Here is a 26147-nt window from a genome sequence, read left to right as displayed (position 1 = left end):
ACGAGTGCGAATTTAATCCAAAGAAGCGTTGTTCTTCCCATCAATAACCTGAAAATATAAGCGTCAAACGAAATGAAACAAGCCATAACACATACAAAAGAAAAGGTTGTTTGGATAACAGGTGCTTCGTCCGGAATAGGCAAGGCCATGGCCTTTGAGTGGGCAAGATTAGGATATAAAGTGGTTGTTTCTGCCAGACGCAAAGAACTATTAGAAAAAATCGCTCTAGAGATTCGCCATTCGGGTGGTGAAGTATTGGTCGTCCCTGTTGATATTATGGAAGAAGCATCCATAGAAGATGCTGTTCAAAGAATTATAAGCGCTTGGGGACGTTTAGATATTACTGTGGCCAATGCTGGATTTGGTGTTTTTGGAAGTATAGCTAAATTAACGGCTAAAGATTGGGACAGACAATTACGAGGCAATGTCACAGGCTTAGCCTTAACAGTAAAATATGCGCTACCACACTTGAAGCAAAACCGGGGTCGGATTGGTTTACTCGGCAGTGTAGGGGCTTATCTTCCTAATCCTAATGTAGGTGCCTATGGCGCGTCAAAAGCAGCGGTTCATTCGATTGGTCTGACTTTACAAGTTGAATTAAAGGGTACTGGGGTGACCTGTACAACGATACATCCTGGCTTTGTGGAGTCTGAGATTGCCAGAATTGATAATGAAGGCCTTTGGCATCCTGAACGTTCAGATCCACGTCCGTCAAAATTAATGTGGCCAACAGATAAAGCGGCAAAAGTTATCGTGAAAGCCATAATTAAGCGAAAAAGAACCTATATTTTCACAACGCACGGAAGAGTTTTTGTTTGGTTGCAGCGCTGGTTTCCTAGCTTGGTGAGAACTATTGTTGCCAAAGGTCCAAAACCAGAATAAAAAATAGAAGTAGTAGCCTATCCAAAACCCAAGAGAAGAAAAAACAAATGTACAGCAGCATCGATACGGTATTTTAATCCCCATCAATGAAAGAAATAGACAAAGGAACTAGAGGTACAAATTAGGTGAGTCAGGTATTTACAAATTTCATCTAAAAGATTTAAAAGGCAAATTGTATGATATCCACTGGGCTTAGTTTACCATTTTTTGGGGGTACAAAGCAATTGTGCTATCTTTAATCCAGCGCTTAGGGGCATCAAAATAAAACTGACTGTTCAGCGCATTACTTTTTATTATCAAGCATAGTATAACCAAAATAATACCATGAATATATTTAAATTTTTTGCAAGATTTACGCTGCTTTTTGTTTGTGTAAGTTCTTGTAAACCAACGGAGCAAAAAAAGAATTTCAAGATTGAAGAACTAAGCATTACTGCTATTCACAAAGCCTATGAGGAAGGTGAATACAATAGTCAAGAGCTAGTGAAGGCCTATATAGAAGCTATACATACCAGTGATGACAAAATTAATGCCATCACGATCATCAATCCTAATGCGGAACAAACAGCATGTGCTCTTGACGAAGAATACCAGCGTACCAAGGTTTTACGCCCGCTTCATGGTATTCCGATTATCATTAAAGACAACATCAACACAACAGGTTTACCGACGACTGCTGGTGCTTTCGCCCTTCAAGATTTTGTTCCGGACGAAAACGCATTTGTGATTGATAAACTTATAGAGGCAGGTGCAATTATTCTCGCAAAATCAAATATGGCCGAATGGGCCTTTTCTGCCAAGCATACAGAAAGCTCTACCCATGGAACAACCTTAAACCCTTACAATCGCGATTATGTTCCTGCGGGTTCAAGCGGTGGTACGGCGGCAGCGGTGGCTGCAAACTTTGCCCTAGGTGGTTTGGGTACTGATACAGGGAATTCTATTCGAGGCCCTTCATCGCACACAGCGCTAGTAGGGTTTAGAACTACGATTGGCCTCATCAGTAGAGAAGGAATCGTTCCTTTATTTTTAAGAAATGATGTGGTCGGCCCCATGTGCCGCAGCGTCGAAGATGCCACAAAAATAATGGAAGTAATGGTGGGTGTAGATGCAAAAGACCCTAGTACTCAAAATTCTATCAATAAAACACCTGAGAACTATCGACAATATTTAGTTGCAAATGGCTTAGAGGGGGCTAGAATAGGTGTTCTTAGGGAGCTCAGCGATGATAAAATTGATACTGATATTCAAGTTTTATTTGAAAAAGCAATTTCGGATTTAGATTCCTTAGGCGCTGTCATCATTGACCCCCTAGTAATTCCTAATTTTAGCAGGCTTAGACAAAACCAATGGTGCGCTAGCTTTAGAACTGATGTGGAGTCTTTTTTAGCGACCTATGTAAAAAGAGACAGCCTTAAAACCTTAGAAGATATTATTAGAATCGGTAGCACTTCTGACTATTCAAAAGAACAATTAATAGAGAGTACCACGGCGAAAGGAAGGTGGGGAGATTCTGATGCCGAATGTTTAGATGCGTACCATGATGTACATAGAATTGCTTTTCGAGAAGCCATAGAAAATGTTATGGACTCCTTAAATATACAGGCAATTATCTATCCCTCATGGAATAATAAACCAGCCCATTTTGACCGTTTTCAGGAAGAATATAAAGGAGATAACAGCCAAATAATTGCACCTCATACAGGACAACCCGCCTTTACAGTCCCCATGGGTTTTAGTGCTGAACAGCTGCCTGCAGGTCTTCAATTTCTTGGAAGGATGTATGACGAGCCAACTTTAATCAAAATAACCTATGGCTACGAGCAGGGTACAAAACACAGAATTCCACCATCACTTTAGAGGAAGGCTATCACTAGAAACCAAAAGCATAAGCATAAGGAGTTAAAGTAGAGGCCCAAAAAAAATAGAAAAGTCAAAATGATCCATATGCTCTAAATAATGTAACTTACACATATAAAAATAAATACTATGTCATCACGATTTTCTCTTTTAGGCACCATGGCCATTGCCCTACTATTTTTGGGTTCTTGTGCCGATTCGAACAAAGAATTTGCCACCATGATTATTCATGGGGGAACCATTTACACGGTCGACTCGACCCAAACCACCGTTGAGGCAGTAGCTATAAAAGATAACACCATTCTTTTTGCGGGAAGTTTGGCCGAAGCGGAGAGCTACAAAAACGAACAAACCCAAGATATGGACTTACAAGGAAAGACCATGACGCCAGGTTTAATTGAAGGCCATGGTCATTTTATGGGTTTAGGCTATAATGAACTACAGCTCGATCTAATGAATACGAACAGCTACCAAGAAATTATTGATGCGGTGGCAGAACGCGTAAAAACGGCGAAACCGGGTGAGTGGATTGTAGGCAGAGGTTGGCACCAAAGTAAGTGGGATAGTATTCCTTCTGACAATGTCATGGGCTTTCAAACACACTATAGGCTTAGTGAGGTGTCTCCTGACAATCCTGTATATTTAAGTCACGCTAGTGGCCATGCGGGCTTTGCCAATGAAAAAGCAATGGAAATTGCTGGTTTACAAGTGGTAAATCCAGAAGGTTTTAAAAGCTTTGAAATTGAAGGTGGCGAAGTAATCGTTGATAAATCGGGTAGACCCACTGGTATTTTTAATGAGCGTGCGCAATCCTTAATTGGTAAGCACATCCCTCAAAAGACCACAGAAACAAATACCCAAGCTTTTAATCTAGCTGTCGAAGCCTGTTATAAAAACGGGATAACTAGTTTTCATGATGCGGGGATTGGTCGAGAAGCCATATCTCTTTATGATGAAATGAAAGCGAAGGATAATATGGGGATAAGAATTTATGCCATGCTTACGGGATGGGATGAAGAACTGCTGAAGGAGTGGTACTCAAAAGGACCACAGGTAGATCCAGACCATCGTTTTACCATTCGTTCGGTAAAATTAAATTGTGATGGAGCTTTAGGAGCACGCGGGGCTTGGCTTTTAGAACCCTACACAGACCGTCCAGACCATTTTGGCCATGAAACACTTCCGATGGAATTTGTGAAAGAAACGGCATTAAATGGCTTACAGCATGGGTTTCAAGTATGTGCCCATGCCATAGGGGATAGGGCCAATAGAGAAATTCTAGATCGCTATGAGGCTGCATTAAATGAAGCTTCAAAATTAGGTACCGATCATAGGTTTCGTATTGAGCACGCACAGCATTTGCATCCAGATGATATTCCTAGGTTTGCCGAATTAAGTGTGATTCCCGCGATGCAAGCGGTGCACATGTCTTCCGACAGGCCTTGGGCTATTGATCGTTTAGGGGAAAAACGCATTAAGGAAGGCGCCTATATGTGGCAAGCCTTATTGCAAAGTGGTGTTCCCATTGTAAATGGTACCGATGTTCCGGTAGAACCTATTAACCCTATTGCTAGTTTTTATGCCAGCGTGAGTAGAAAAACATTGAAAGGGATGCCAGAAGGTGGTTACGAACCCGAACAAAAAATGACCAGAGCTCAAGCTTTAAAATCATATACTTTAGACGCTGCTTATGGTGCTTTTGAAGAAGCGATTAAAGGCTCTATCAGTGCTGGTAAGCTGGCCGATTTTACGATTTACAATCAAGATTTAATGACCGTTCCCGAAGATGATATTTTAAAGACTAAAATAGCAATGACTATTTTTGATGGAAAGGTCGTTTATCAGGCAAAAGATTAAACATCTAAAAAAAGCAAGCTCAGGAATAGGGCATTTTTTTAGGCTTAAACTTGGCGGGTATGTCGCAAATAAAAAACAGGAATTAAAAATATAGAAAGCAATCTATTTGCAAAAAATCAGCATATTCCTATGAAGATAGCCGTATTTAGTACAAAATCATATGATCAAGAATATTTTGAAAAGTATAGCAAAGATGTTTCGAATAGTTTTTCGTTCTTTGAAACAGCGCTTACTAGTGACACGGCTAATCTAACCATAGGCTTTGATGTCGTATGCGTTTTTGTAAACGATAATGTGGATAAAAATACCATTGAAATACTTTCAAAAAATGGCGTTAAACTAATTGTATTACGATGCGCCGGATTTAATAATGTTGATGTTGAAGCTGCGAAAAACAAGCACATTAAAGTTGTTCGTGTGCCCGCATACTCCCCTGAGGCAGTATCGGAACATGCAGTGGCCTTAATACTAACCTTAAACAGAAAAACACACAAAGCCTACAATAGAGTCCGAGAAGGAAACTTTTCATTAAAAAATTTAATTGGGTTTAATCTAAAGGGTAAGACCATTGGCGTCATTGGCACGGGTCAGATTGGTAAAACCTTTTGCCAAATAATGATAGGATTTGGCTGTAAGATTATTGCTTTTGATGTTTTACAATCAGAAGAATTGATCGCTTTAGGCGTACGTTATCTTCCAGTACATGAGGTATTTAAACAATCAGATATTTTGTCTTTACATTGCCCATTAAATAGCAATACCAAACATATCATCAACAAAACGTCTATAGCTCAAATGAAAGAAGGGGTTATGATTATCAATACCAGTAGAGGTGCATTGATAAATACATTCGATGTCATCCAAGGGCTTTCGAATAAAAAAATCGGCTACTTAGGAATTGATGTTTATGAACAAGAAGAAAATCTTTTTTTTGAAGATTTTTCAGAACGTATCATACCAGATGATCTTTTATTACGACTCAATAGTTTTCCCAATGTATTGATCACTTCTCATCAAGCATTTTTTACGAAAGAAGCGATGGCCGAAATTACCACGACGACATTGGATAATATTAAGGCTTTTGAAAAAAACCAAGAATTAGTAAATGAAGTAAAATAAGTTTTCTACCTTTTTTTGCTTGTACAGAAATAAAATTTTGAACTATTAAAAACGGGACTTACTTTTTTCTAAACTAAACACATTAGTAGCACCCAAAAAAAATCTTGCTTAGCGAAGGTGACTCAAGCGAGTACAAGAAGCCGAAAAATCTCTTATGATGCCAGCCATTAGCGGCTAAAGACAACTACCTTTCGGGAACTTAGTTAAGCTTCTTAGACTTATCTTTTGGAGAATTTCTCCTTAGATTTAGGACAAAACCTTTCAATAATTTTATTTTCCATCAAAATTCAAGAAACAAAGCTGTTACATGTTCATCGGTTTTCGAAATGATTTCACTTAAAAAGACGTCGGGAATTGTACTATCTTTGTTTTTGGTTTGGAAAATTTAAAAATACCACTAGGCCAAGGATTCGGCTCGTTTGAGTGCATTTAAAAAACCAGATTAAGATTAAAAAATGAAGTGTATCTTTTTAAACCCAAGGCAAAAAAAACGTTCTAACTACCTTACCTGTTCACTGCTTTTGAGTCTTTTAATGATGGGCTGCCTATCGAATAAAAAAATAAAGCAAAAAACAATTCTTGCGGGTTCGGATCAAAATGCATTGCAATCCACTAGCAATACGGGTAGTGCTGTTCATGAGGAACAAGCCTATGGTTTTGATGATCACCAACTTATTCGAGGAAACTCGGATCCCAAAACACCAATGCAACCCCATACAGCGGATTCGCTAAGGATTCAACTCACCACTCCTGAAGAAAACGAAATTATAGCCAAAGCAATACTAGTCGAAGAATTTGCAAACCCTAATATTGTAGACATTAGCAGTCCGGTGGCAGATAGGATTGTTGAAAATTACTTGAATAGTACCAACAAAGAGCCTGGTGGTCATTGCCTTAGCGTCAGTAAAGACCGTTTTGAAAAAGCCTATAAAGAAATTTATGGGCATTTGCTGTACCAAGATTTACCCGATAGCATGGGCTCAAAATTTTATACCCCTAAAGAAGTATTTAATTTTCTCTATGTTTCCGCTTCGGGCACCCACAGCGGATGGCGAAGTCTACCAGAAATCTATAGAGGCAAGGGTAATGCCGGAGCTATTGCCTATGCCGGTATGGGTACCTTGGTTGATTCATCTGGAGTTTGGAGTGGCCATTTAAGACCTGGAGCACTTATGCAGGTTTGGCGTTTTAAAGATGACTATGAACAAGTTGTACGCGGTGTAAATGTAAAAAAACTAGATCCCTATGGCCATTCGTTCATCTTTATAGGCTATGTACGCGATGAAAAAAAAGAGATCATTGGTCTTAAAATTGCAGATCAGGGTTTTCAAAGTTACCGTCCCTTAAGACCTCGTGATTACCAAGTATGGTGGGCCGTAAACCTCACTATTTAGACTAAAAAGTTAAGGGAAAATTAAAATTTAACATTTATAATCAAATTTTTTAGTACTTAAAACGTTAAGCATAAATAAGATTACCCCCTAATCTATCTAAAAAAACGCTTATGTTCTTATTGTACCTACTACTCTCATTTGGTTTTTTAAACGAAATACCCACAAATTCAGCCAACGACCTTACTATTGAAAAGCCCCTGCCAATAGCTGAAATGATGCATTTTAAGAATGCAAAATTTAGGACGTCTAAAAAAAATTTAGACAGTATTGCAATTTCCTATTCCAATACAAAAATAAGTGCTGCTGAACTTCGAAAAAGCTTAAAAGAAAACCTTTCATTAGGGACTATTTCTTTTGATCATGTGAAAACAGAATTTACAAATCAGCTCGTAGATAAAATCATACCTCATTGGTATGGTACTCCTTGGAGTTTTGGTGGTCATACGGCGATCCCCAATCAGGGTAAAATTGCTTGTGGTTATTTTATTTCGACCACACTTCGCGATATGGGAATGAAACTCAACCGCTATACTTTAGCACAAAAATCGCCAATCGATGAAGCTAAAATGATTAGCTGTGGTGCTGAAATTAAGACCGTTACCCAAGATACTCCAGAAAAGGCATTCGAGGAAATCGATAGCTTAACCAAAGAAGGCATTTATTTTATTGGCTTTGACGAAGGGCATGTAGGCTATCTTTTAAAACGTGAGGGAGAACTACTTCTTATTCACTCTAACTATCTTGCTCCAATCTCAGTCTGTATAGAACCGCTAGAAGCATCAAGAGTTTTTAAACGTTTTACGACTTTTCATTTAGTCGCTATATCGCATAACGAGGTACTTTTACAGCGTTGGTTAGACAATGGGGCGATTTTGTAATAAATGATGATCCAGAATTTAACATACGAATTCCTGTAAAATACATGGTTAAGGGCAAAACGTTTTTAGGTACTTCTTTATGCAGCCATAATCTTCTTTATAGGCTTCTTAACGAAGCTCGATGTAATGTTTAACAAGCCGCTCATCAGCCTAAAAAAACTATTTTTCTTCAGCAAGCTGCGAAGCTTATTTGGGCTTCAACAGTATTTTTAAACCCTTGATGTGCATTTTTTGATGTTTTTCAAGCCCTAGAGACAGCTTAAAATTGACCTCTAAATGCGTCGAAAGAGCTAAAGTTTTTTCTCTTCCATACTGCTTTTGGATGGCTGCTAAAAATGCCTGCGACCCATAATAACTTCACTAGTCATCCTTATAAAAGGGCTTTTAATTTGTAAGAAACTATACATTTCCAAGTTTTCACAACAGAAACAAACCAAGCTACAACATAAAATTCTACAGCTTAGGGATATATGGCATATTTGTTAGTAAATCTTGGATAAGTTACGTCCAATTGACTTTTATCAATGTTTTTCATGCAAAATGATAGGAGACAACCAAAGATGTACACAACCAACGTACCAAACTAAATTACAAATGCAAACTTTGTTTTTAAAAAAAACGCTATTTTTTCTCGTACTATGTATAGGTTTAGGCTTTTTTACTAAGGCCTATAGTCAAGAATATACCCCTTTTACAAGAACGTATACCAACGGTGACAACTTTAGGTATCAGGCGAATATAAAGGGAGATTTAACATTTATTGCGAATAACATTCTGAATCGAAAAACAGAAGACCGCACGGAAGGACGTTGGGAAAGAAGGCGTGGTAATTGGGTGTATGTGGAAACAACAATTCCAGGAGAAGATACTGACGTTCCGTACAATGATACTGGAAACAGCTCAGAATACAATGATAATATCAACATGCGCTATGTGGATATTGATTCGGATGTGTCGACCTTTAGTTCAAGTTCTGCAAATTTTGTATTCCCTGAGCCTAACTGTAGTCAAATTAGATATGCGGGCTTGTATTGGTCGGCTACCTATCCCAGTGAACTTACTTCACAAGCCATAGGAACAAATCGTCAAAACGATTTTAATCAAGTAAAATTAAAAATTCCTGGCTCAGCGACCTATGCCGATATTACTGCAGATGAGGTGTTATTTGATGGTTTTACCAGTACCGATCCTTCCATAAGGCTAAATAGCCCTTATGCCTGTTATGCAGATGTAACCGCTTTAGTTTCCTCAATGGCGGATCCTACCGGTGACTATACCATTGCCAATGTTAGATCTGTTCAAGGCGCCTTAAGTCCTGGTGGTGGTGCTTCTGCTGGGTGGACCCTAGTGATTGTCTATGAGAATCCAACGGTTACGGGTAAACTAATTACTACCTACGATGGCTTTGCAAGGGTAAATAATGCCAATCCGAATATCAATATAGATTATACGGGATTTCAAACAATTCCTAGTGGCCCAGTAAACGCAACCGTAGGCGTGGCAGCTTTAGAAGGTGACAACCGAATACTGGGTGATGAATTATATATAAAAGGGGCTACTACGCCTACCTTTACAAGAATAGCTAATACGACCAATCCTGGAGCAAATTTCTTTAATAGCAACATCACGCTAAATGATGTTATCACCACCAATAGAACCCCAAATAGCCTAAATACCTTAGGCTACGATACAGATTTATTTCTTCTCAACAATGTGCCGAGTAACAGCATCATAAGAAACAACGAAACTGCCGCCAACTTTAGGTTTACCTCGTCTGGAGATCAGTATTACCCGTTTTTTAACTCTTTTAATATTGAGATTATTGAACCCAGTGTGGTCGTTGAGAAAACAGTAGAAGACATAGCCGGTAATGACATTACCGGCTTAGGTGTTAATTTAGGGCAAGAGTTAGATTATATTTTAGCATTTCAAAACATTGGAAATGATAATGCCGTAAATTTTACCTTAAGAGATATTCTTCCCACCAATGTATTTTTTATTCCTGGAAGCTTAATACTACCGCCAGGAGTTACGTATGTATACGATCCTAGTACGCATATTATCACATTTACAATTTCTCCTAATTTAGTAGAAGTAGGTGATCCGGTATCTAGAATACGATTAAGAGTTCGGGTAGCAGAAAACTGTTACGATTTTGTCGACGCATGTACTGATCTGATCCAAAACCTTGCCTATGCCACCTATCGAGGTGAAATAAACGACAACCAAATAACGGATGATCCAAGTGTATCAGATTTTGATGCTTGTGGCTATTCTACCCCTGGTGCGACCAACTTTTTATTAGATGATTTAGCCGATTGTAATTTCAGTAGAACGGTACAGTTATGCGGGGATAATGTGCTTTTAGACGCAGGTGATAATTTTGATGACTATGTTTGGTATCTAGATGCTAATAACGATGGACTCATCGATGCAGGTGATCCAGTACTGAATGATGGTAATCCTGACGGGGATTTAAGCACCTTATTAGTGACTAACATCGGCACCTATATTGTAGATAAAATAATAGCAGATCCATGTAAAGGATTTCAAGAAATAATTACCGTAGAAAGGTTTGGTACCACGCAAACGAATCCAATTTTAGATCTTTTTAACGCCCAAAATAGTGATGCCGATCCTAATAATGATATTCAAGGTGAAATACTGCAATGCTCAATTGATGGCGAATTCATTGCCAATATCTTTTTATGTGGCGCAAGTGATTCTGAATTTTTACAAATAAATATTCCGGATGCTACAAGTATAGAATGGCAAAAACTCGACGAAACCTCATGTACTTCTACTGATCCATCTTGCCCTAACAAAGGAAGTAGTTGTTATGCAAATGTGGCTACGGGTAATGCGTATACGCTAACCGATTCGGGTGCTTATAGAGTTGTTATTAACTACCAAAACGGCTGCTCAAGTCGCTTTTATTTTACCGCCTTCAAAAACAATTTAGACCCACAATTTACCGTAAGCGATATTATTTGCGCTACCCCTGGTAATATTACCGTCACTAATTTGCCTGCAACCTATGAATATAGGCTTATGAATGCGGTAACCAATGCCGAAGTAGTGGCCTATACCAGCAACCCTAGTTTTGATATTGCCACCAATGGCGCTTATACGGTTGAAATTAGACAACAAGGTGTCGTTGATGGTTGTGTGTTTAGTATTGATAATATTGGTGTTAGAAATCGCGCTTTTGATGTAGCTGTTACCACTAAAGATACCGATTGTAGTGGTTTAGGAGAAATCAGTATTTCGGCTCTGGATGTAGAACCACAATACTATTATGAGATTTCTCAAGGAGGCGTGGTTGTAGATACTTATGGTCCTGTAAATGATAATAACTATACATTTGAAAACCTAAATGATGGTACTTATGATGTTTTGGTTACCACTGATGATGGTTGTACCTTAACACAACAAGTTGTCATCAATGATCTTACAGATTTAGAACTAACCGCTAGAATATCACAACATATCTCATGTAAAGAAGGTAATATTTTAATGGAATCAAGTGGCGGCAAAACACCACACAATTACGCTATCTGGTCCTATGTTGATGAAGCCGGAACTGTGGTTACCTCATTCCCTACAGTAAATGATATTCCTGCAGGTAACTTTCAAACAAGTCAAATATTCGATATTCTTGATCCTGGCACCTATACTTTTGTGGTTATTGATCGAAATAATTGTTCTAGCTTTTCTAATCCTGTAACCATTGAGTTACGTCCGGCGGTAGATTTTACCACTGCCATAACAGATGAAACCTGTTTTGGCCTTGAGGATGGTACCATTGTGTATACCATTGTAAATTCAAATGGTTATAAAGTAGAATATACACTTTATGATGCCATAGGTACTCCGTTGTTTACGAATGCTTCTGGTTCATTTAACAATTTACCACAAGGTAACTATTCGGTGGCCTTAACACAATCTAAAGGGGGTGCTTCTTGCGATTATTACTCTGATTTCACCATTAGTGGTCCTACTAGTGGCATTACAGGAAATGCTGTTGAAATACAGCCGTATACCTGTACTCAAGAGGCTATTATTCGAGCTGAAAATGTAAGTGGCGGAACAGCACCGTATGCGTATAGCATTGATGGTATAAATTTTATTCCGGATACTACGGCTGGAGCGAATACCTTTGCTAACTTAACAAATGGCACCTACACCATTACGATTCGTGATGCTGAAGGCTGTACGTTTGTAACAAATTCAATTGTAGTAGCGGCATTAGACCCTCCTACAGATATTAGTTTCGCCGCAACAGCGCCGAATTGTCCTAATCAAACCTCTGATGTTACCTTAACCGCTACAGGGGGATCTGGTCTTATCAACTATGAAATTATTGCGCCTGTTGTTGTTAGCAATGGAACTAGTAACCTGTTTACGAATCTGGCACCAGACACCTATACGTTTAGAGTTACAGATGATAAGGGCTGTGTGTATACTGAAAATTATACCATTGCACCAGTAACCCCTATTAGCACCATTGGTACTTTGGTAAATAATGTTTCATGTTTAGGGAATGCGGATGGTGCAATACAATTTAATGTAACTGGTTTTACAGGAACTTATAGTTTTACCATTACTGGACCAACGACTATTGCTGCACAATCGGGTATAGCCACAAATCCTCTAAATTTTACGGGTTTATTAGCGGGTACCTATACGATTACCACTACCGATGATATTACCAATTGTACGTCTACCGAATCAGTAATTGTAAGTGAACCTACTCAAGTACTAGATTTTACTTTTACGACAACGCCTTTAACCTGTACATCAGATGCCTCTGCAAATGTTACTGCAACAGGAGGATGGGGTAGTTATGAATATCAATTATCTGAAACAAGTTTAGGGATTGTTTACGCCTACTCAAATACAAGCTCTTTTAATCCTATTAGCGCTACTGGAGACTATACCATTTCCGTTAGAGATGCAAATGGTTGTGTGCTTTCTAAAACATTTAATATTCCACCCGTAGTGGCGCCAACAGTAAGCTTAGATGCTGTCACCGATTTGTGTTACGACGCTTCTGGAGTGAGCTTAACGGCCAATGTATCAGGAGGAATTGCACCTTTTGTGTACAGCCTTAATGGTGGAGCAAATCAAAATAGTCCGCAGTTTAATAACCTTACACCGGGTAATTATACGGTAACGGTAACAGACGCCTACGGATGTACAGCCACCTCAAGTTCAGTAAGCATAGCGCCAGAATTATTGGCTACAGCTATATTAACCAAAGATTTAGACTGTACTGCAAGTCCGGATGCTACTATTAATGTTACGATTACAGGTGGTTATGCCGCCTATACCTATACCGTATCCATTGATGGTGCTGCAGCGAGTGCACCAGTGAATGTAGTGGGAAGTGCTTTTACCTACACAACTTCAACTGCGGGTACGTATCAATTTACAATTACTGATACTGAAACCTGTGCTGATCAAACTGAAATTATAAGCGTAAATCCAATTGTTTTACCCAGCGGTACAGCCAATGTAACCGCTGTAAGTTGCAATGCAGGGAATGATGGTTCGGTACAAATTATACCAGCAGATGGATTAGCACCCTATACCATAAGTTTTAATGGTAGTGCATTTACCAACCAAACCTTATATTCTGGCTTAGTTGCAAATACCTATTCGTATACGATTAGAGATAGTAAGTCCTGTGAGTTTACAGGAACAGTACAGGTAAATGAACCAGCAGCTATGAGTTCGGACGCAGAGCTTACTGTGGATAATGCTTGTGATGCGTCTAATAATGATATTGGTGGAACCATATCTGCCATTAATGTGGTAGGTGGCGTTGCTCCCTATGCCTATAGTATAGATGGTGTTGATTTTACCAATACTACAGGAGTATTTACGGGATTAAGTGCAGGTACTTATACCATTTCTATTAGAGATGCAAATAACTGTATTATTACGCGTTCAACAACAGTTTCTACTTTAATACCGCCAACCGATATTAGTTTTGTAGCTACGGCTCCTAATTGTCCTACTCAGACCTCTGATGTTACCTTGACCACTACAGGTGGTTCTGGAACCATTACCTATGAAATAATAGCACCATCTGCTGTTCCTAACGGAACCAATAATGTGTTTGCTAATTTAGCACCAGATACCTATACGTTTAGAATTACTGACGAAAATGGGTGTACCTATACCGAAAACTATACCATTAATCCAGTAGCACCCATTAGTGTTATAGGAACCTTAGTTCGTAATGTTTCTTGTTTGGGCGATGCTAATGGAGAAATTACATTTAATGTAGGCGGATTTTCGGGTAATTATAGTTTTACAGTTACGGGTCCAACGGCTATTGCAGCACAATCGGCAATTAGTACAAATCCTTTAAACTTTTCAGGATTATTAGCAGGCACCTATACCATAACCGTTACTGATGACACAACAAATTGCACGGCAACGGGAAGTGTCGTTGTCAGTGAACCTGCTTCACAGTTGCTTATCGATGGTTTTACGGTTACTAATCCGTCATGTTCAACATCTGGCAATGTTCCAGGTGCTGTAACGGTTAATGTTTCAGGAGGATGGGGTAGCTATTCTTATGAATTGTTTGATCCTAGTGCAACGAGTATAGGCAGCAATACAACAGGAATATTTAACGGTATTTCAGATACTTCAGGTGCATATACAGTGAATGTAACCGATGCCAATGGATGTCTAATTTCAGATACTTTTACTTTAGCGCCTTTAGTTGCACCTGTTTTAAGTGTTTCACCTAATAGTTTCTGTTATGACAGCACTACGGGCCTTACACTTACGGCTACTATAACTTCTGGTGGTGAAGCGCCTTTTCAATATACCATTAACGGAGGAACATCGTACCAATCAAGTACTACGTTTAGTGGACTTGCACCAGGGACCTATACCGTTGGCGTTATAGATAGCAAAAACTGCACGGATACGGTTACTTTAACAGTAAATCCTACTTTAACAGCTAATGCAGCATTAGCAAAAGATTTAGATTGTTCTGCTTCACCTAATGCAGAAATAAATATTGCTATTTCAGGCGGAACAACGGCGTATACCTATGAAGTTTTTAGAAACGGAATTTCTTTTCAAGCCTCTGCAGCTGTACCTGCTAATCCGTTTACATTTACTACGAATAGCTCAGGAACGTATGCGTTTACCATTAGCGATGCGGCAGGATGTAGTATCACTACAAATGATATTGTGGTTAGTCCTAATACGCCACCTACAGCAACTCCTATTTTAACAAGTCCTTTATGTAACGGAGATGCTAATGGCAGTGTAAATCTAGCCGTTTCAGGTGGTTCAGCTCCTTATGCCATCGTATTTAATGGGAGTGCTGCTTCAACCCAACAAGTATATTCAGGTTTATCTGCGGGTGTTTCCTATGCGTATACCATAACAGATAGTAAAGGATGTAGTACTCCTGGGACAGTATTGCTTACTGAACCAGCCCCAATTATGTTCGACACGTCGATTAGCCAAGCTTATAATTGTATTACAAATTCGGCTACTATTGAAGTAAGCACATTGGCTAGTGGCGGAACAGCTCCCTACCAATATAGTATTGATGGTGTTAATTTTAGTGGAACCACATCATTTACAGGCTTAGTAGCGGGCACGTATACCATTACTGCGCGTGATTCAAATATGTGTACAACCACAAGTGTGGAAACAATTGATCCACTAAATCCACCAACAGATCTTTCATTTACGCCAACAGCGGTAACATGTCCTGCAATTGCAAGTGATGTAACTGTTGCTGTTACAAACGGTAACGGACCTTTTACCTATAGAATAATTGCCCCTTTAACAAGTGTAACAAATAATGGAAATAACCCTACGTTTACTCTTTTAACTCCAGGCACCTATACCTTTGAAGTAACCGATGCCAAAGGCTGTGTGCTTCAAGAAAATTATACCATAAACCCGATTCCACAAGTAAGCGTTCTTTATCAATTGGTCAATAACGTCACCTGCAGAGGTGATGCTGATGGTGAGTTTGCATTTACGGTTAGAGATTTTGTAAGTACCTATAGTTATACCATTGAAAACAGTGGGGGAACTGTAGTACAATCTGCTTCTGGAATAGCAACCACAACGCCTATAGCTGTTCCAAATTTAGCGGCAGATACCTATGTTGTGTTTGTCGTTGATGATACCACAACCTGTGATACAACGGCACCAGCTTTCATTAGCGAGCCAGCACTTTCATTAGACTTTACGTTTACGAATACAGATGTCACGTGTTTAAATAATTCCACTATTAGCGTTTTAGCCGTTGGAGGTTGGGGTTCTTATCAATATCAACTTGAAGATATTTCTGGTCCTACGATTATTAGGCCGTACCAGAGTAATAATAATTTCTCAAATGTTCCTGCGGGGAGTTACAACATCTATGTTCGTGATGCGAATGGTTGTATTGTTAGTAAGCCACTAACAATAGCTCCTGCGTCGATCCCAACTTTAGCACTAGATCCAAGTTCTGACCTTTGTTATGATGCTAATGGCGTGACCATTGTTTTAACAGCAACTGGCGGCGTAGCACCTTATCGCTATAGCGTTAATGGCGGTGCAAGACAGCTGAGTAATACTTTTTCAGGCTTAATTCCTGGAACCTATGATTTTATAGCTACAGATATTTATGGCTGTAGCGCAGCAACCCTGCAAGTCGTTATTCCACCGAGGCTAATAATTGCAAATGCTGTATTAACGAAAGACTTAAGTTGTGCGGTACCTACCGATGCCACTATTGTAGTTACCATTGAAGGGGGTTATACCGATTATGATCGTTATGAATATAGCATAAACGGTGGAACTTCATTTATACCAGGCGCTGCTATTGCTCCTGCCACAAACACATTTACCTTTGTAAGTTCAACACCTGGGAATTATATTTTTAGGGTATATGACGCTATTGGTTGTATTGCAGATTCTGAAACTGTTGATATTCAGGCTGCTATAGATCCAGAAGCTACACATATTGCTACAGATCCAAATTGTTTTGGTGGTGCAGACGGGGTGGTTGAAATAGTACCTGTAAACGGTACAGGAACACCTGCATACCAATACAGTTTTAATGGTAGTCCATTTACTGCACAAAGAGTTTATTCAGGGCTTTCAGCAGGGATACCTTACGCCTATACGATTAGAGATTCTAAAGGATGTTCTAACACCTACAGCGTAACTTTAGTGGACCCACCACTTTTTGATGCTAATGTAACAGCGACTCCGCTTTCTTGTGATAGTGGAACAGGATTTGTAACTCCAGGAACCATCGAAATAGATATTATAAGTGGTGGAAATGCCAACTTTACCTATACTTTATATGATCGTTTAAACAATATTGTTCCCGTAACGGGTGCCACACCAAATCCGTATGTAAATACGCCTGATACTAATGTGCTGTTCGAAGGGTTACAATTTGGTGATTATTATGTTCGCGTTGTAGATTCTAAGGGGTGCGAATTTTATGAAAACCCTGTTCGTATTCTTGCGAATCCGTTTTTAACGTTAACCAGTAATATTACGCCTCCAGATTGTGCGGTAGGCGGCAGTGTAGACATAACTGCAGCCGATGGTTCTGGAAACTATACTTTTGAAATTTATGGTTCAGGTATAAATGAAGACGCTAGAGCAGCGGGACCAAATCCAGCAACTGACGTTGTCGCTACGTTTAATAATTTAAATCCAGGACAGACTTATATCTTTAAGGCTGTAGATACAGGCAATGGCTGTGAAAGTTTTGTTGAGGTTACGATTCCAACTGTACCAGGCAGTAATATTGCTATTGTGGCAACGCCAGTAGTAACCAACGCAAGTTGTTTTGGAAATACCGATGGTAGTATCACGTTCCAAATAGAAGGTCATGATGCAGGAGTTACCGATGTAAGCTATAGTGTTTTAGAAGCACTAACCAATAATCCAGCTTCTGGGGCAGGCACCTATACAGGTACTGTAACCGGACCAGGTGGAGGACCAACATCTGTATTAACAATTACTGATTTAGCGCCTGGCGATTATATCTTATTTTTTGAAGAAGCAACGGGTCCAACATGTTCAAATACCTATGCATTTAGAATATTAGAACCTACACCTGTTCAATTAGAATTCGTAAGTGCTACAAATGCCAATTGTGTAGATGGCTCCTTTGTTACCGTAAGAGCTAGTGGAGGTACTGCGCCTTATGCCTACGCCTATGTGCCAGCTGGAGATCCAGCACCTGTCACGTTTCCAGAATCGAGTACCTTCCAAATAATAGCGCCAACGTACCCGGCAGATTACGATATTTATGTACAAGATGCCAATGGATGCCCAACAGCACCAATAACAATAACGATTAATACAGATCCGGAAGCTACAATTTCAATTGACTTGGCCACTGTTTGTGTCACCACTGAAGGCAGTTATGAAATAGTTGTAGAGATGGATAGTGCCGGTGTAGGTCAGCATTATATGAGTGTTGATGGGGGTGCATTTACTCCCGTGGCATTAAATAATATAGGTGATACCGTGACGATTTCAAACCTTAACTCAGGAACGCACTCTGTTCGTGTCATCGATTCTAGTGGTTGTGGAGAAGTGGCTGAAACTATAGACATATTCCCACCAATGCAGTCCTTGGCAAACGTTACAGGGGAAGAATTCTGTGATCCGGCCAATAGTGGAGAAATTACCATCGCTACACATGGTGGATCTGGAGATTATACCTATACCCAAACAATTCCTGCTGGACCAACACAAGTTAATAATGGTGTATTTACTGGATTAACAAGTGGTACCTATACTTTTGAGGTTGAAGATAATGTAACAGGTTGTATCAATACCGTTTCTGCAACTATAGCTCCTACGGTTGACCCAACATTTTCTTTATCCAAAACAGACATCAGCTGTTTTGGAGGAAATGATGGTACTATTACGGTAACTCTTGACCCGGGTAATATAGATACTCCTTACGAATATAGTTTAGATGGCGGTATTACGCGTCAGCCTTCAAACATTTTTACGGGCCTAACCGCTGGCACCCAAAACGTAACGGTAGTATCCGCCAAAGGATGTACAGAAGTGGCAACGATAAGCTTAGATGAGCCAACGCAATTAGCCATTACAGCAGTAGCTTCTGATTACACCTGTGATGATGCCGCGAGTACCATTACGGTGACCGTAGATGATGATGGTTTTGGAAACCCATCAGGAACAGGCCCAGACTATTTATATAGTTTTAATGGTGGTTCGTTCCAACCAAATAATACCTATCAAGTAGCCTATGGATCTCCTAATGTTGCTGTAAGTGTACAAGATGCTAACGGATGTCCTGTTACTACTTCGGTGGCAGTGCCTGTTGTAACTAAGGTGACCGCAACTATTAATGTACTACAAACCATTGATTGTTCTAACGGAGAAGAAATCATTTCTATAACGGCTTTAAATGGTTCTGGTAATTATTCGTATTTTGAATTGCCTGGTGGAACTCCTGTTGCGGATCCTACCAACATCGTACTTACTACACCGGGTAATTATGTTTATGAAGTTCTAGATCTCACGACGAATTGTACTGTCATCGTGGAGCATAATGTGGCTCCCTATAACCTTATTAATGTAACGGCTTTATTGGTTACTGATGCTACCTGTAGTGACAGTAGTGATGGTCAATTACAAATAAATATTACAGGATACACAGGTACCTTCGATTATCAAGTTTTAGATAATTTAGGAAACCCAGTTGTAGGCGCTAATGGTAGTGATAATGCAGCAACTGATCCTTATAATTTTGTGATTCCACAAACATTAGCTGCTGGAACATATACCGTAAGAGTTACAGAAACTGCCTACCCAGAATGTATTGCAGAGACAAACACGGTAACGATTGATGCGCCTGAAGAAGTAATCGTAGTTGAGCTTAGTAATACACCTGCAACCTGTTCTTCTGATGCTATTGTCGTAGTACAAGCCAGTGGAGGTACGGCTGGTTATACCTATGCTGTATTGGTTGATGGTAGTGCAGCACCAACTTTAGTTGGGGCTTTCACGGAAGATGAAACTTTAAATTTAGACCCCGCAACAAGCTTGGTCTGGGATGTTTATGCTAGAGATGCTAATGGTTGTATTTCTCAAGTTTTAGATATTAGCATTACTTTAGATACTACTCCAGATATTAGCTTAACGCTAAATGATGCATGTGCGGTAGAGAATACCTATACTGTATCTGTTTCTATGGATGCTGTTAATTTTGGTGTGGCTCCTTATAGTTTAAGTATTGATGGCAGTACTTTCCAAAGTGTATCTGCTTTTCCATATACCTATACAGGATTAAGTTCTGGTTCTCATAACATCACCGTAAGAGATGCCAATGGATGTACTGAATTAGAAACTATTGTTATTACTTCTGAGCTTCTTTTAACGGCCGATGTTCTTTCACAACCAACATGTACAACAAATGATGGTGTCATTGAATTTACAGTAGCTGGTGGCTCTGGTTCAAGTACGGTCGAATTATATGAAAGTGATGGTATCACCTTAGCTGGAATTTCTGCGGTTGGCAATCAATTTACTGGAGTAGGATTCGGTGATTACATTGTGAGAGTAACAGATGACACATTAGGTGCGCCTTCAAATTGTAGTAAAGATGTTGCTGTTTCATTGGAAGCACCCACAGAAGTTACACTTCAAACAACACAATTTACAAATGTGAGTTGTTTTGGAGCATCTGATGGATCCATTACAGTTTTATTAGTAAATCCTTCTACTGGTGTTAATGATAATCCGCCTTATGTATTTGCCATTGATAATGGTACTGGAACTTCACTTACCAATAATATAGGTTCATTTAGTGGCTTACCGAGTGGTACCTATGCTATTACAGTAACCTCTAATAGAAATTGTATAGCAACAGATTCGGTAACTATCATCGAAAATCCACAATTAGCGGCTACTGCAGCGGTAACGCAAGAGTTTATATGTAATGCAGACAATAGTGTTGCGGTAGGAGAAATTACGGTAAGCGTATCTCCTGGAACTGGAACAGCGCCGTATCTATACAGTATTGATGGTATTAACTTTGTTTCTGATAACAGTTTTGATATCATAGACAATGGTACCAATCAGTCGTTTACTTTCACAGTAAAAGATGCCAACGGATGTATTATTACAGTTAATGAAACAATTAATGCTTTACCTGTACTAACCAATGCAACGGTAGCACAGCTAATTGCCATTACTTGTGATAATCCTGAAACTGTTCGAGTTACAGTATCTGGTGGGTCTGGTGATTTTACCTATACTTTATTGCCAAGTGGTCCTTCACAAAGTTTAGTAGGCAATACCGCTGATTTTGTGTTGACAAGTCCTGGTGATTACACCTTCCGAGTGACAGATAATATTACCGGTTGTTTCTTTACAACATTGCCTTATACGGTTAGCCCATACAACACCATAAATGTGGTGGCTACCCCAGCTGCAGCTGTTAGTTGTTTTGGAGGTAATGATGGAGAACTAGAAATTAATGTAACCAACTATATTGGCAACTATACCTATACTGTTTTCAATAGTGACGGAACGCTTGCGGGTATTTCTGCAGCAGGTGTGGCTCCTGGAGTAGTGACCATTTCTAATTTATTGGCGGGTAACTACTATGTAGAAATTGAAGCTTTAGATACGCCTTTCTGTGATAAAACATCGAATACCATAACGATAGCTTCGCCTGCAGCAGCGGTTAGTGTTGTTGAGCTAAGTAATAGTAATGCAAATTGTAATGCATTTGCTGAAGTAACCGTAAGAGCTTCTGGCGGAACACCTGGGTATACGTATGCTTTTGTTCCAAATGGAAACTCTCCCATAGGATTCTATACGGCCAATGCAACAGCACAATTAGATCCTGCTATTAGTTTAGATTGGGATGTATATGTTTTAGACAGTAATGGTTGCCCATCTCCTGTTTTAGCTATCACTATCGTAGTAGATTCTAGTCCTGCCATTGCACTGAGTTTAGTTGATGCCTGTGTGGCAGAAGGACAATTTGCGGTAACAGTAGATTTTGCCAATGCAACAGATCTAGGAATTTCACCGTATGCCATTAGTATAAATGGTGCTGCGTTCCAAAATATTGCTGGTTTACCCTATAACGCGACAGCATTGAACTCTGGACTTAACACCATAAGCATCCGCGATAAAAATGGTTGCGTTGCTACAGAAACAATTACTATAGATGCACCACTCGGACTTAGTTCTCAAGTGGTGACAGAACCCTCTTGTTCTGATGACGATGGTAGTATAACAGTAACCGCAATTGGAGGTTCAGGAACCTATACCTATAATTTATTAGATGCTTCTTTAAATCCAGTGGTAGGAATTACCATAACGGGTACTACCATTACAGGAATTCCTTCAGGAAATTATACTGTCAGAGCAACAGATACTAATTCTAGTTGTATTATCGATGCTCCAGTTTTATTAGATGCTGCAGTACCTGTTGCCTTTACAACGTCCAAGGTCGATGTATCCTGTAATGGTGGTAGTGATGGTAGTATTACCGTAAGTGTTACGGCAGGTGATATTCCTTATACCTATGAATTATTAGATGGTACGATGAGTGTTATAAGAGGACCTCAGACAGGTTCTGTATTCAACAACTTACCAGCAGATACGTATACCGTGCGTGTTTCTACCGATAGAAATTGTGTGGCAACCGAAGTGGTAGCTATTATAAATCCACCAATACTAACAGCTACTGCTGCTGTTACTCAAGAATTCGCTTGTAATGCGGATAATAGTGCAGCGAGAGGTGAAATCACCCTAAGCCCTAGTGGTGGAACCGCCCCTTATGTATATCGCATAAATGGTGGAAATTTCCAAAATTCTCCTGTATTCTCTGTAGTAGATACTGGAAGTAATGCTACTTACAATTTTACCATAAGAGATGCTAATGGATGTGTAACAACAGCCTCAGCAAGCATAAATACGATCGCAAGAATGACATTGAGTATCACCAATGTGGTACCGATAGCTTGTGATAATTTAGGAGAACAAATTACGGTTGTGGCAACAGGTGCTTCAACTCCAACGAATGTATATTTTGAAGTACTGGGTACAGCTATAGCTCAAACCGTTACCGCTCCTTCCGCAGCTGAAGCTACTGTACTATTACCGTCACCAGGAACCTATACGATTCGAGTAACTGATCTGGTAACAGGATGTTTTGAAACTATAGAGCACACTGTTCTTGTGTATGATACAATTAGGGTTCAGGCTACGGCGACAGCTCCTGTGGTATGTTTTGGTAGTAATGAAGGAACTGTAGAAATTAACGTTTCGGGTTACACAGGTCCGTATGCGTATACAGTTTACAACTCAAACGGAACTGCTACGGCCATAACTGGCTCAGGGAATACGGCTACGAATCCTTTATCTATTACAGGATTAACAGGTGGCAACTATTTTGTACGCGTAGCTCAAACGGCATACCCTTCATGTACAGAAGATTCTAACATGATTACTATAATTTCTCCTGACATGCCTTTAACCGCTATTGTTGATAAAATTGCAGATGTTACCTGTACCAACGATAAAGGCGAAATTTTAGTAGACCCAAGTGGTGGGTATGGCCCATACGATATTCAATTGACCAACACAACAACGGGTGAAGTATTCAATGAAACTAATGTGTTTAGCTTTAACTTTATAGAATTATCAGCTGCAACATATACTGTAGTGGTTACAGATAACAATGGTTGTCAAATAACAGATTCAGAAGTTTTAATTGCCCCAGTACCCATTAGTGCAGGAATTACAGCAAGTACTACTACCTTGGTTTGTTTTGGCGATACCGATGCTTCAGTAACCGCAACTGGCGTCACTGGAGGACAAAATAGTTACCAATACCAATTAAATTATTATGATGCTACTGGCACAACACTATTATTTACTAGTGGAGACCAAGCAGGTCCAACATTTAACAATTTAGGCGCTGGAGTGTATAGTATTACCGTATCTGATGGTTGGGATTGTGCTTTTGAAACAGTACAGGTTACTATTTCTGAGCCTACGGAAGTTGATGCTTCTTTGGTACAGGTAACTGCCCTTACATGTCAAAATGATGCTACCATTACTTTATCGGCAACGGGCGGAACAGCGCCTTACCAGTACAGTACTGATAACCTTACTTTTTATCCTATGTCTGGAGGATCTACACATACGTTTACGGTAGGGGTAGGCGTATACCAATATTATGTAATTGATAGTTTTGGTTGTGAAGCTTTAATATCAAATCAAGTTTCCATTGATGCTGTGCCAACCTTAGAGATCGCTATCGATAGGACAGCGGCAGTTATAAATTGTTATGGAGAAAATACAGCGACAATTAGAAGTACAGCCACAGGCGGTTTGGGCAATTATCAATATGAATTGTTAGACAGTCCAACGAGCACAACGCCATTACAAGGACCAAGTGCTAATGGGGTATTTAGAAATTTAATAGCTGGGGATTATTATGTAAAAGTAACCAGTGGCGATTGTGAAGCCATTAGCGCTGTCATTACTGTAACAGAGCCAGCACCTTTAGTGTATACGGATGATTATTCGGCCATGATTTGTTTTGGTGAAAATACGGGGTATATCCACGTATCCTTATCAGGGGGATCTGGAAATTACCAATATGCAATTTCTCCAAACTTGGCTCAATTTGACGATATCAATCAGTTTGATAATTTAGTACCAGGTACTTATACGGTAATTGCCCAAGATGCCAACGGTTGTTTTGTACAAACAGAATACACGATAGCTGAGTCTACCGAGATAGCTATTGATGCTACGGCAACGGGTGAAACTTGTTTGGGCGATAGCGATGGTGCTATTGATCTTGTAATCACTGGAGGCCTTGCTCCCTATAGTACGCGATTAGACAATACCAATTATGTAGCTGACCTATTTTCGTATACCAATTTACCATCGGGTACACATACTGTTTATGTTCTTGATGCTTTAGGTTGTGAAAACAGTGTTCAAGTCATGGTTGACCCAGGAGTGAATATTAAAGCAACAGTGGCACCAATGTATGAATGTACGGCAACTGTGCCTGATAATTATTTGATGGTAACATTGGATGACCCATCAGTAGCAGGAGCTGTGTTATATCAATTAGATGATGTAAACTCTACGGATGTTCGTTTAGAACCTAGTTTCACAAATATTCCTGCAGGGAATCATACTTTAATTATTTCGTTAAATGGTTGTGTGGAGATAATACCATTCACCATAGAAAATTTTGATCCTTTGGTGTTAAGCCTAGAGAACAATAATATCAACGAAATAACGGCTGTTGCCAGTGGCGGAGATGGTAATTATACCTTTTATTTTGATGCTGTTGATAATGGGGATGACAATACCTACTTTATTAATCGTACTGCAACATATACCGTTAGAGTGGTCGATGGTAATGGTTGTGAGGCTATAGCCACGATAGAAATGGAATTTATCGATATAGAAATCCCTAATTTCTTTACCCCAGATGCAGATGGTAACAATGATATTTGGAAACCTAGAAACTTAGAAGGCTTCCCGGATATATTAATGATCATATATGACCGTTATGGAAGAGTGGTACATAAAATGGGAGCAAATGATACGGGATGGGACGGTATTTACCAAAATAATCCGCTTCCGACAGGAGATTATTGGTATGTAATTAAGCTACAAGGTGAAAATGATGAGAGAGAATTTGTTGGTCATTTTACCTTATATAGATAATGATAATGAAGATATAGGAACCAAGAATCATGATAAAAGGTTTTGATTCTTAGTACATCAGTATTGATACTGAAACCTCGATGGCTTTGCCTCGAGGTTTTTCGTTTACTTTAGAATTAACACTCAAACGTGATAGCTCTAATCATCCTTAGATTTAGGAACAGAAACTGTTACATAACGAACAATAGTACCCTTTTTAAAGCAATTTTTTACCTAGTTTAACCTTCATCAGAAGCATATCTTTTTAGAAAATTAACACCTCTTTTTTGTGCGTTGAACTTAGTTTTAAGTGTTGCTTTTCTGCTCAAATTAAAAAGGAATCTGTCCTTAGATTTCTCTAAAACTGAGTATTAAAAGACTCGTTTCAAGACCATAGTTACGAGTAAACCTACAGCTTTTTACT

Annotated in this window: 7 protein-coding genes; all 7 read left to right on the top strand. The window is 39.4% G+C overall.

Annotation, left to right across the window (positions count from 1 at the left end; genetic code table 11):
• The first annotated feature begins 72 nt into the window (after positions 1 to 72).
• The 7 genes from GQ45_RS10370 (at position 73) to GQ45_RS18015 (ending at position 25744) form a co-directional block, all read left to right on the top strand.
• Positions 73 to 882, top strand: a complete 810-nt coding sequence (locus tag GQ45_RS10370; protein WP_047417592.1) for an SDR family oxidoreductase — start codon at positions 73 to 75, stop codon at positions 880 to 882.
• Between the two features lie 324 nt (positions 883 to 1206).
• Positions 1207 to 2742 (top strand): amidase, encoded by a 1536-nt coding sequence (locus GQ45_RS10365; protein ID WP_047417591.1) that lies wholly within the window; start codon positions 1207 to 1209, stop codon positions 2740 to 2742.
• A 129-nt stretch (positions 2743 to 2871) separates the two neighbouring features.
• Complete coding sequence (locus GQ45_RS10360) at positions 2872 to 4599, top strand: amidohydrolase (RefSeq protein ID WP_047417590.1); 1728 nt, start codon at positions 2872 to 2874, stop codon at positions 4597 to 4599.
• 129 nt (positions 4600 to 4728) lie between these two features.
• A complete protein-coding gene (locus GQ45_RS10355) occupies positions 4729 to 5718 on the top strand; it encodes a 2-hydroxyacid dehydrogenase (protein WP_047417589.1) in 990 nt (329 codons plus the stop codon).
• A 455-nt stretch (positions 5719 to 6173) separates the two neighbouring features.
• On the top strand, positions 6174 to 7112 hold the full coding sequence (locus tag GQ45_RS10350; RefSeq protein WP_156125409.1) for a hypothetical protein: 939 nt from the start codon (positions 6174 to 6176) through the stop codon (positions 7110 to 7112).
• 110 nt (positions 7113 to 7222) lie between these two features.
• Positions 7223 to 7990, top strand: a complete 768-nt coding sequence (locus GQ45_RS10345; protein ID WP_047417584.1) for a hypothetical protein — start codon at positions 7223 to 7225, stop codon at positions 7988 to 7990.
• Between the two features lie 594 nt (positions 7991 to 8584).
• Positions 8585 to 25744, top strand: coding sequence for a T9SS type B sorting domain-containing protein (locus GQ45_RS18015; RefSeq protein ID WP_197056940.1), 17160 nt, complete (start codon positions 8585 to 8587; stop codon positions 25742 to 25744).
• Positions 25745 to 26147: the final 403 nt, after the last annotated feature.

The sequence above is a fragment of the Cellulophaga sp. Hel_I_12 genome, assembly GCF_000799565.1.
Classification (GTDB): Bacteria; Bacteroidota; Bacteroidia; order Flavobacteriales; family Flavobacteriaceae; genus Cellulophaga.
This window is presented reverse-complemented; position numbering and strand designations above follow the sequence as displayed.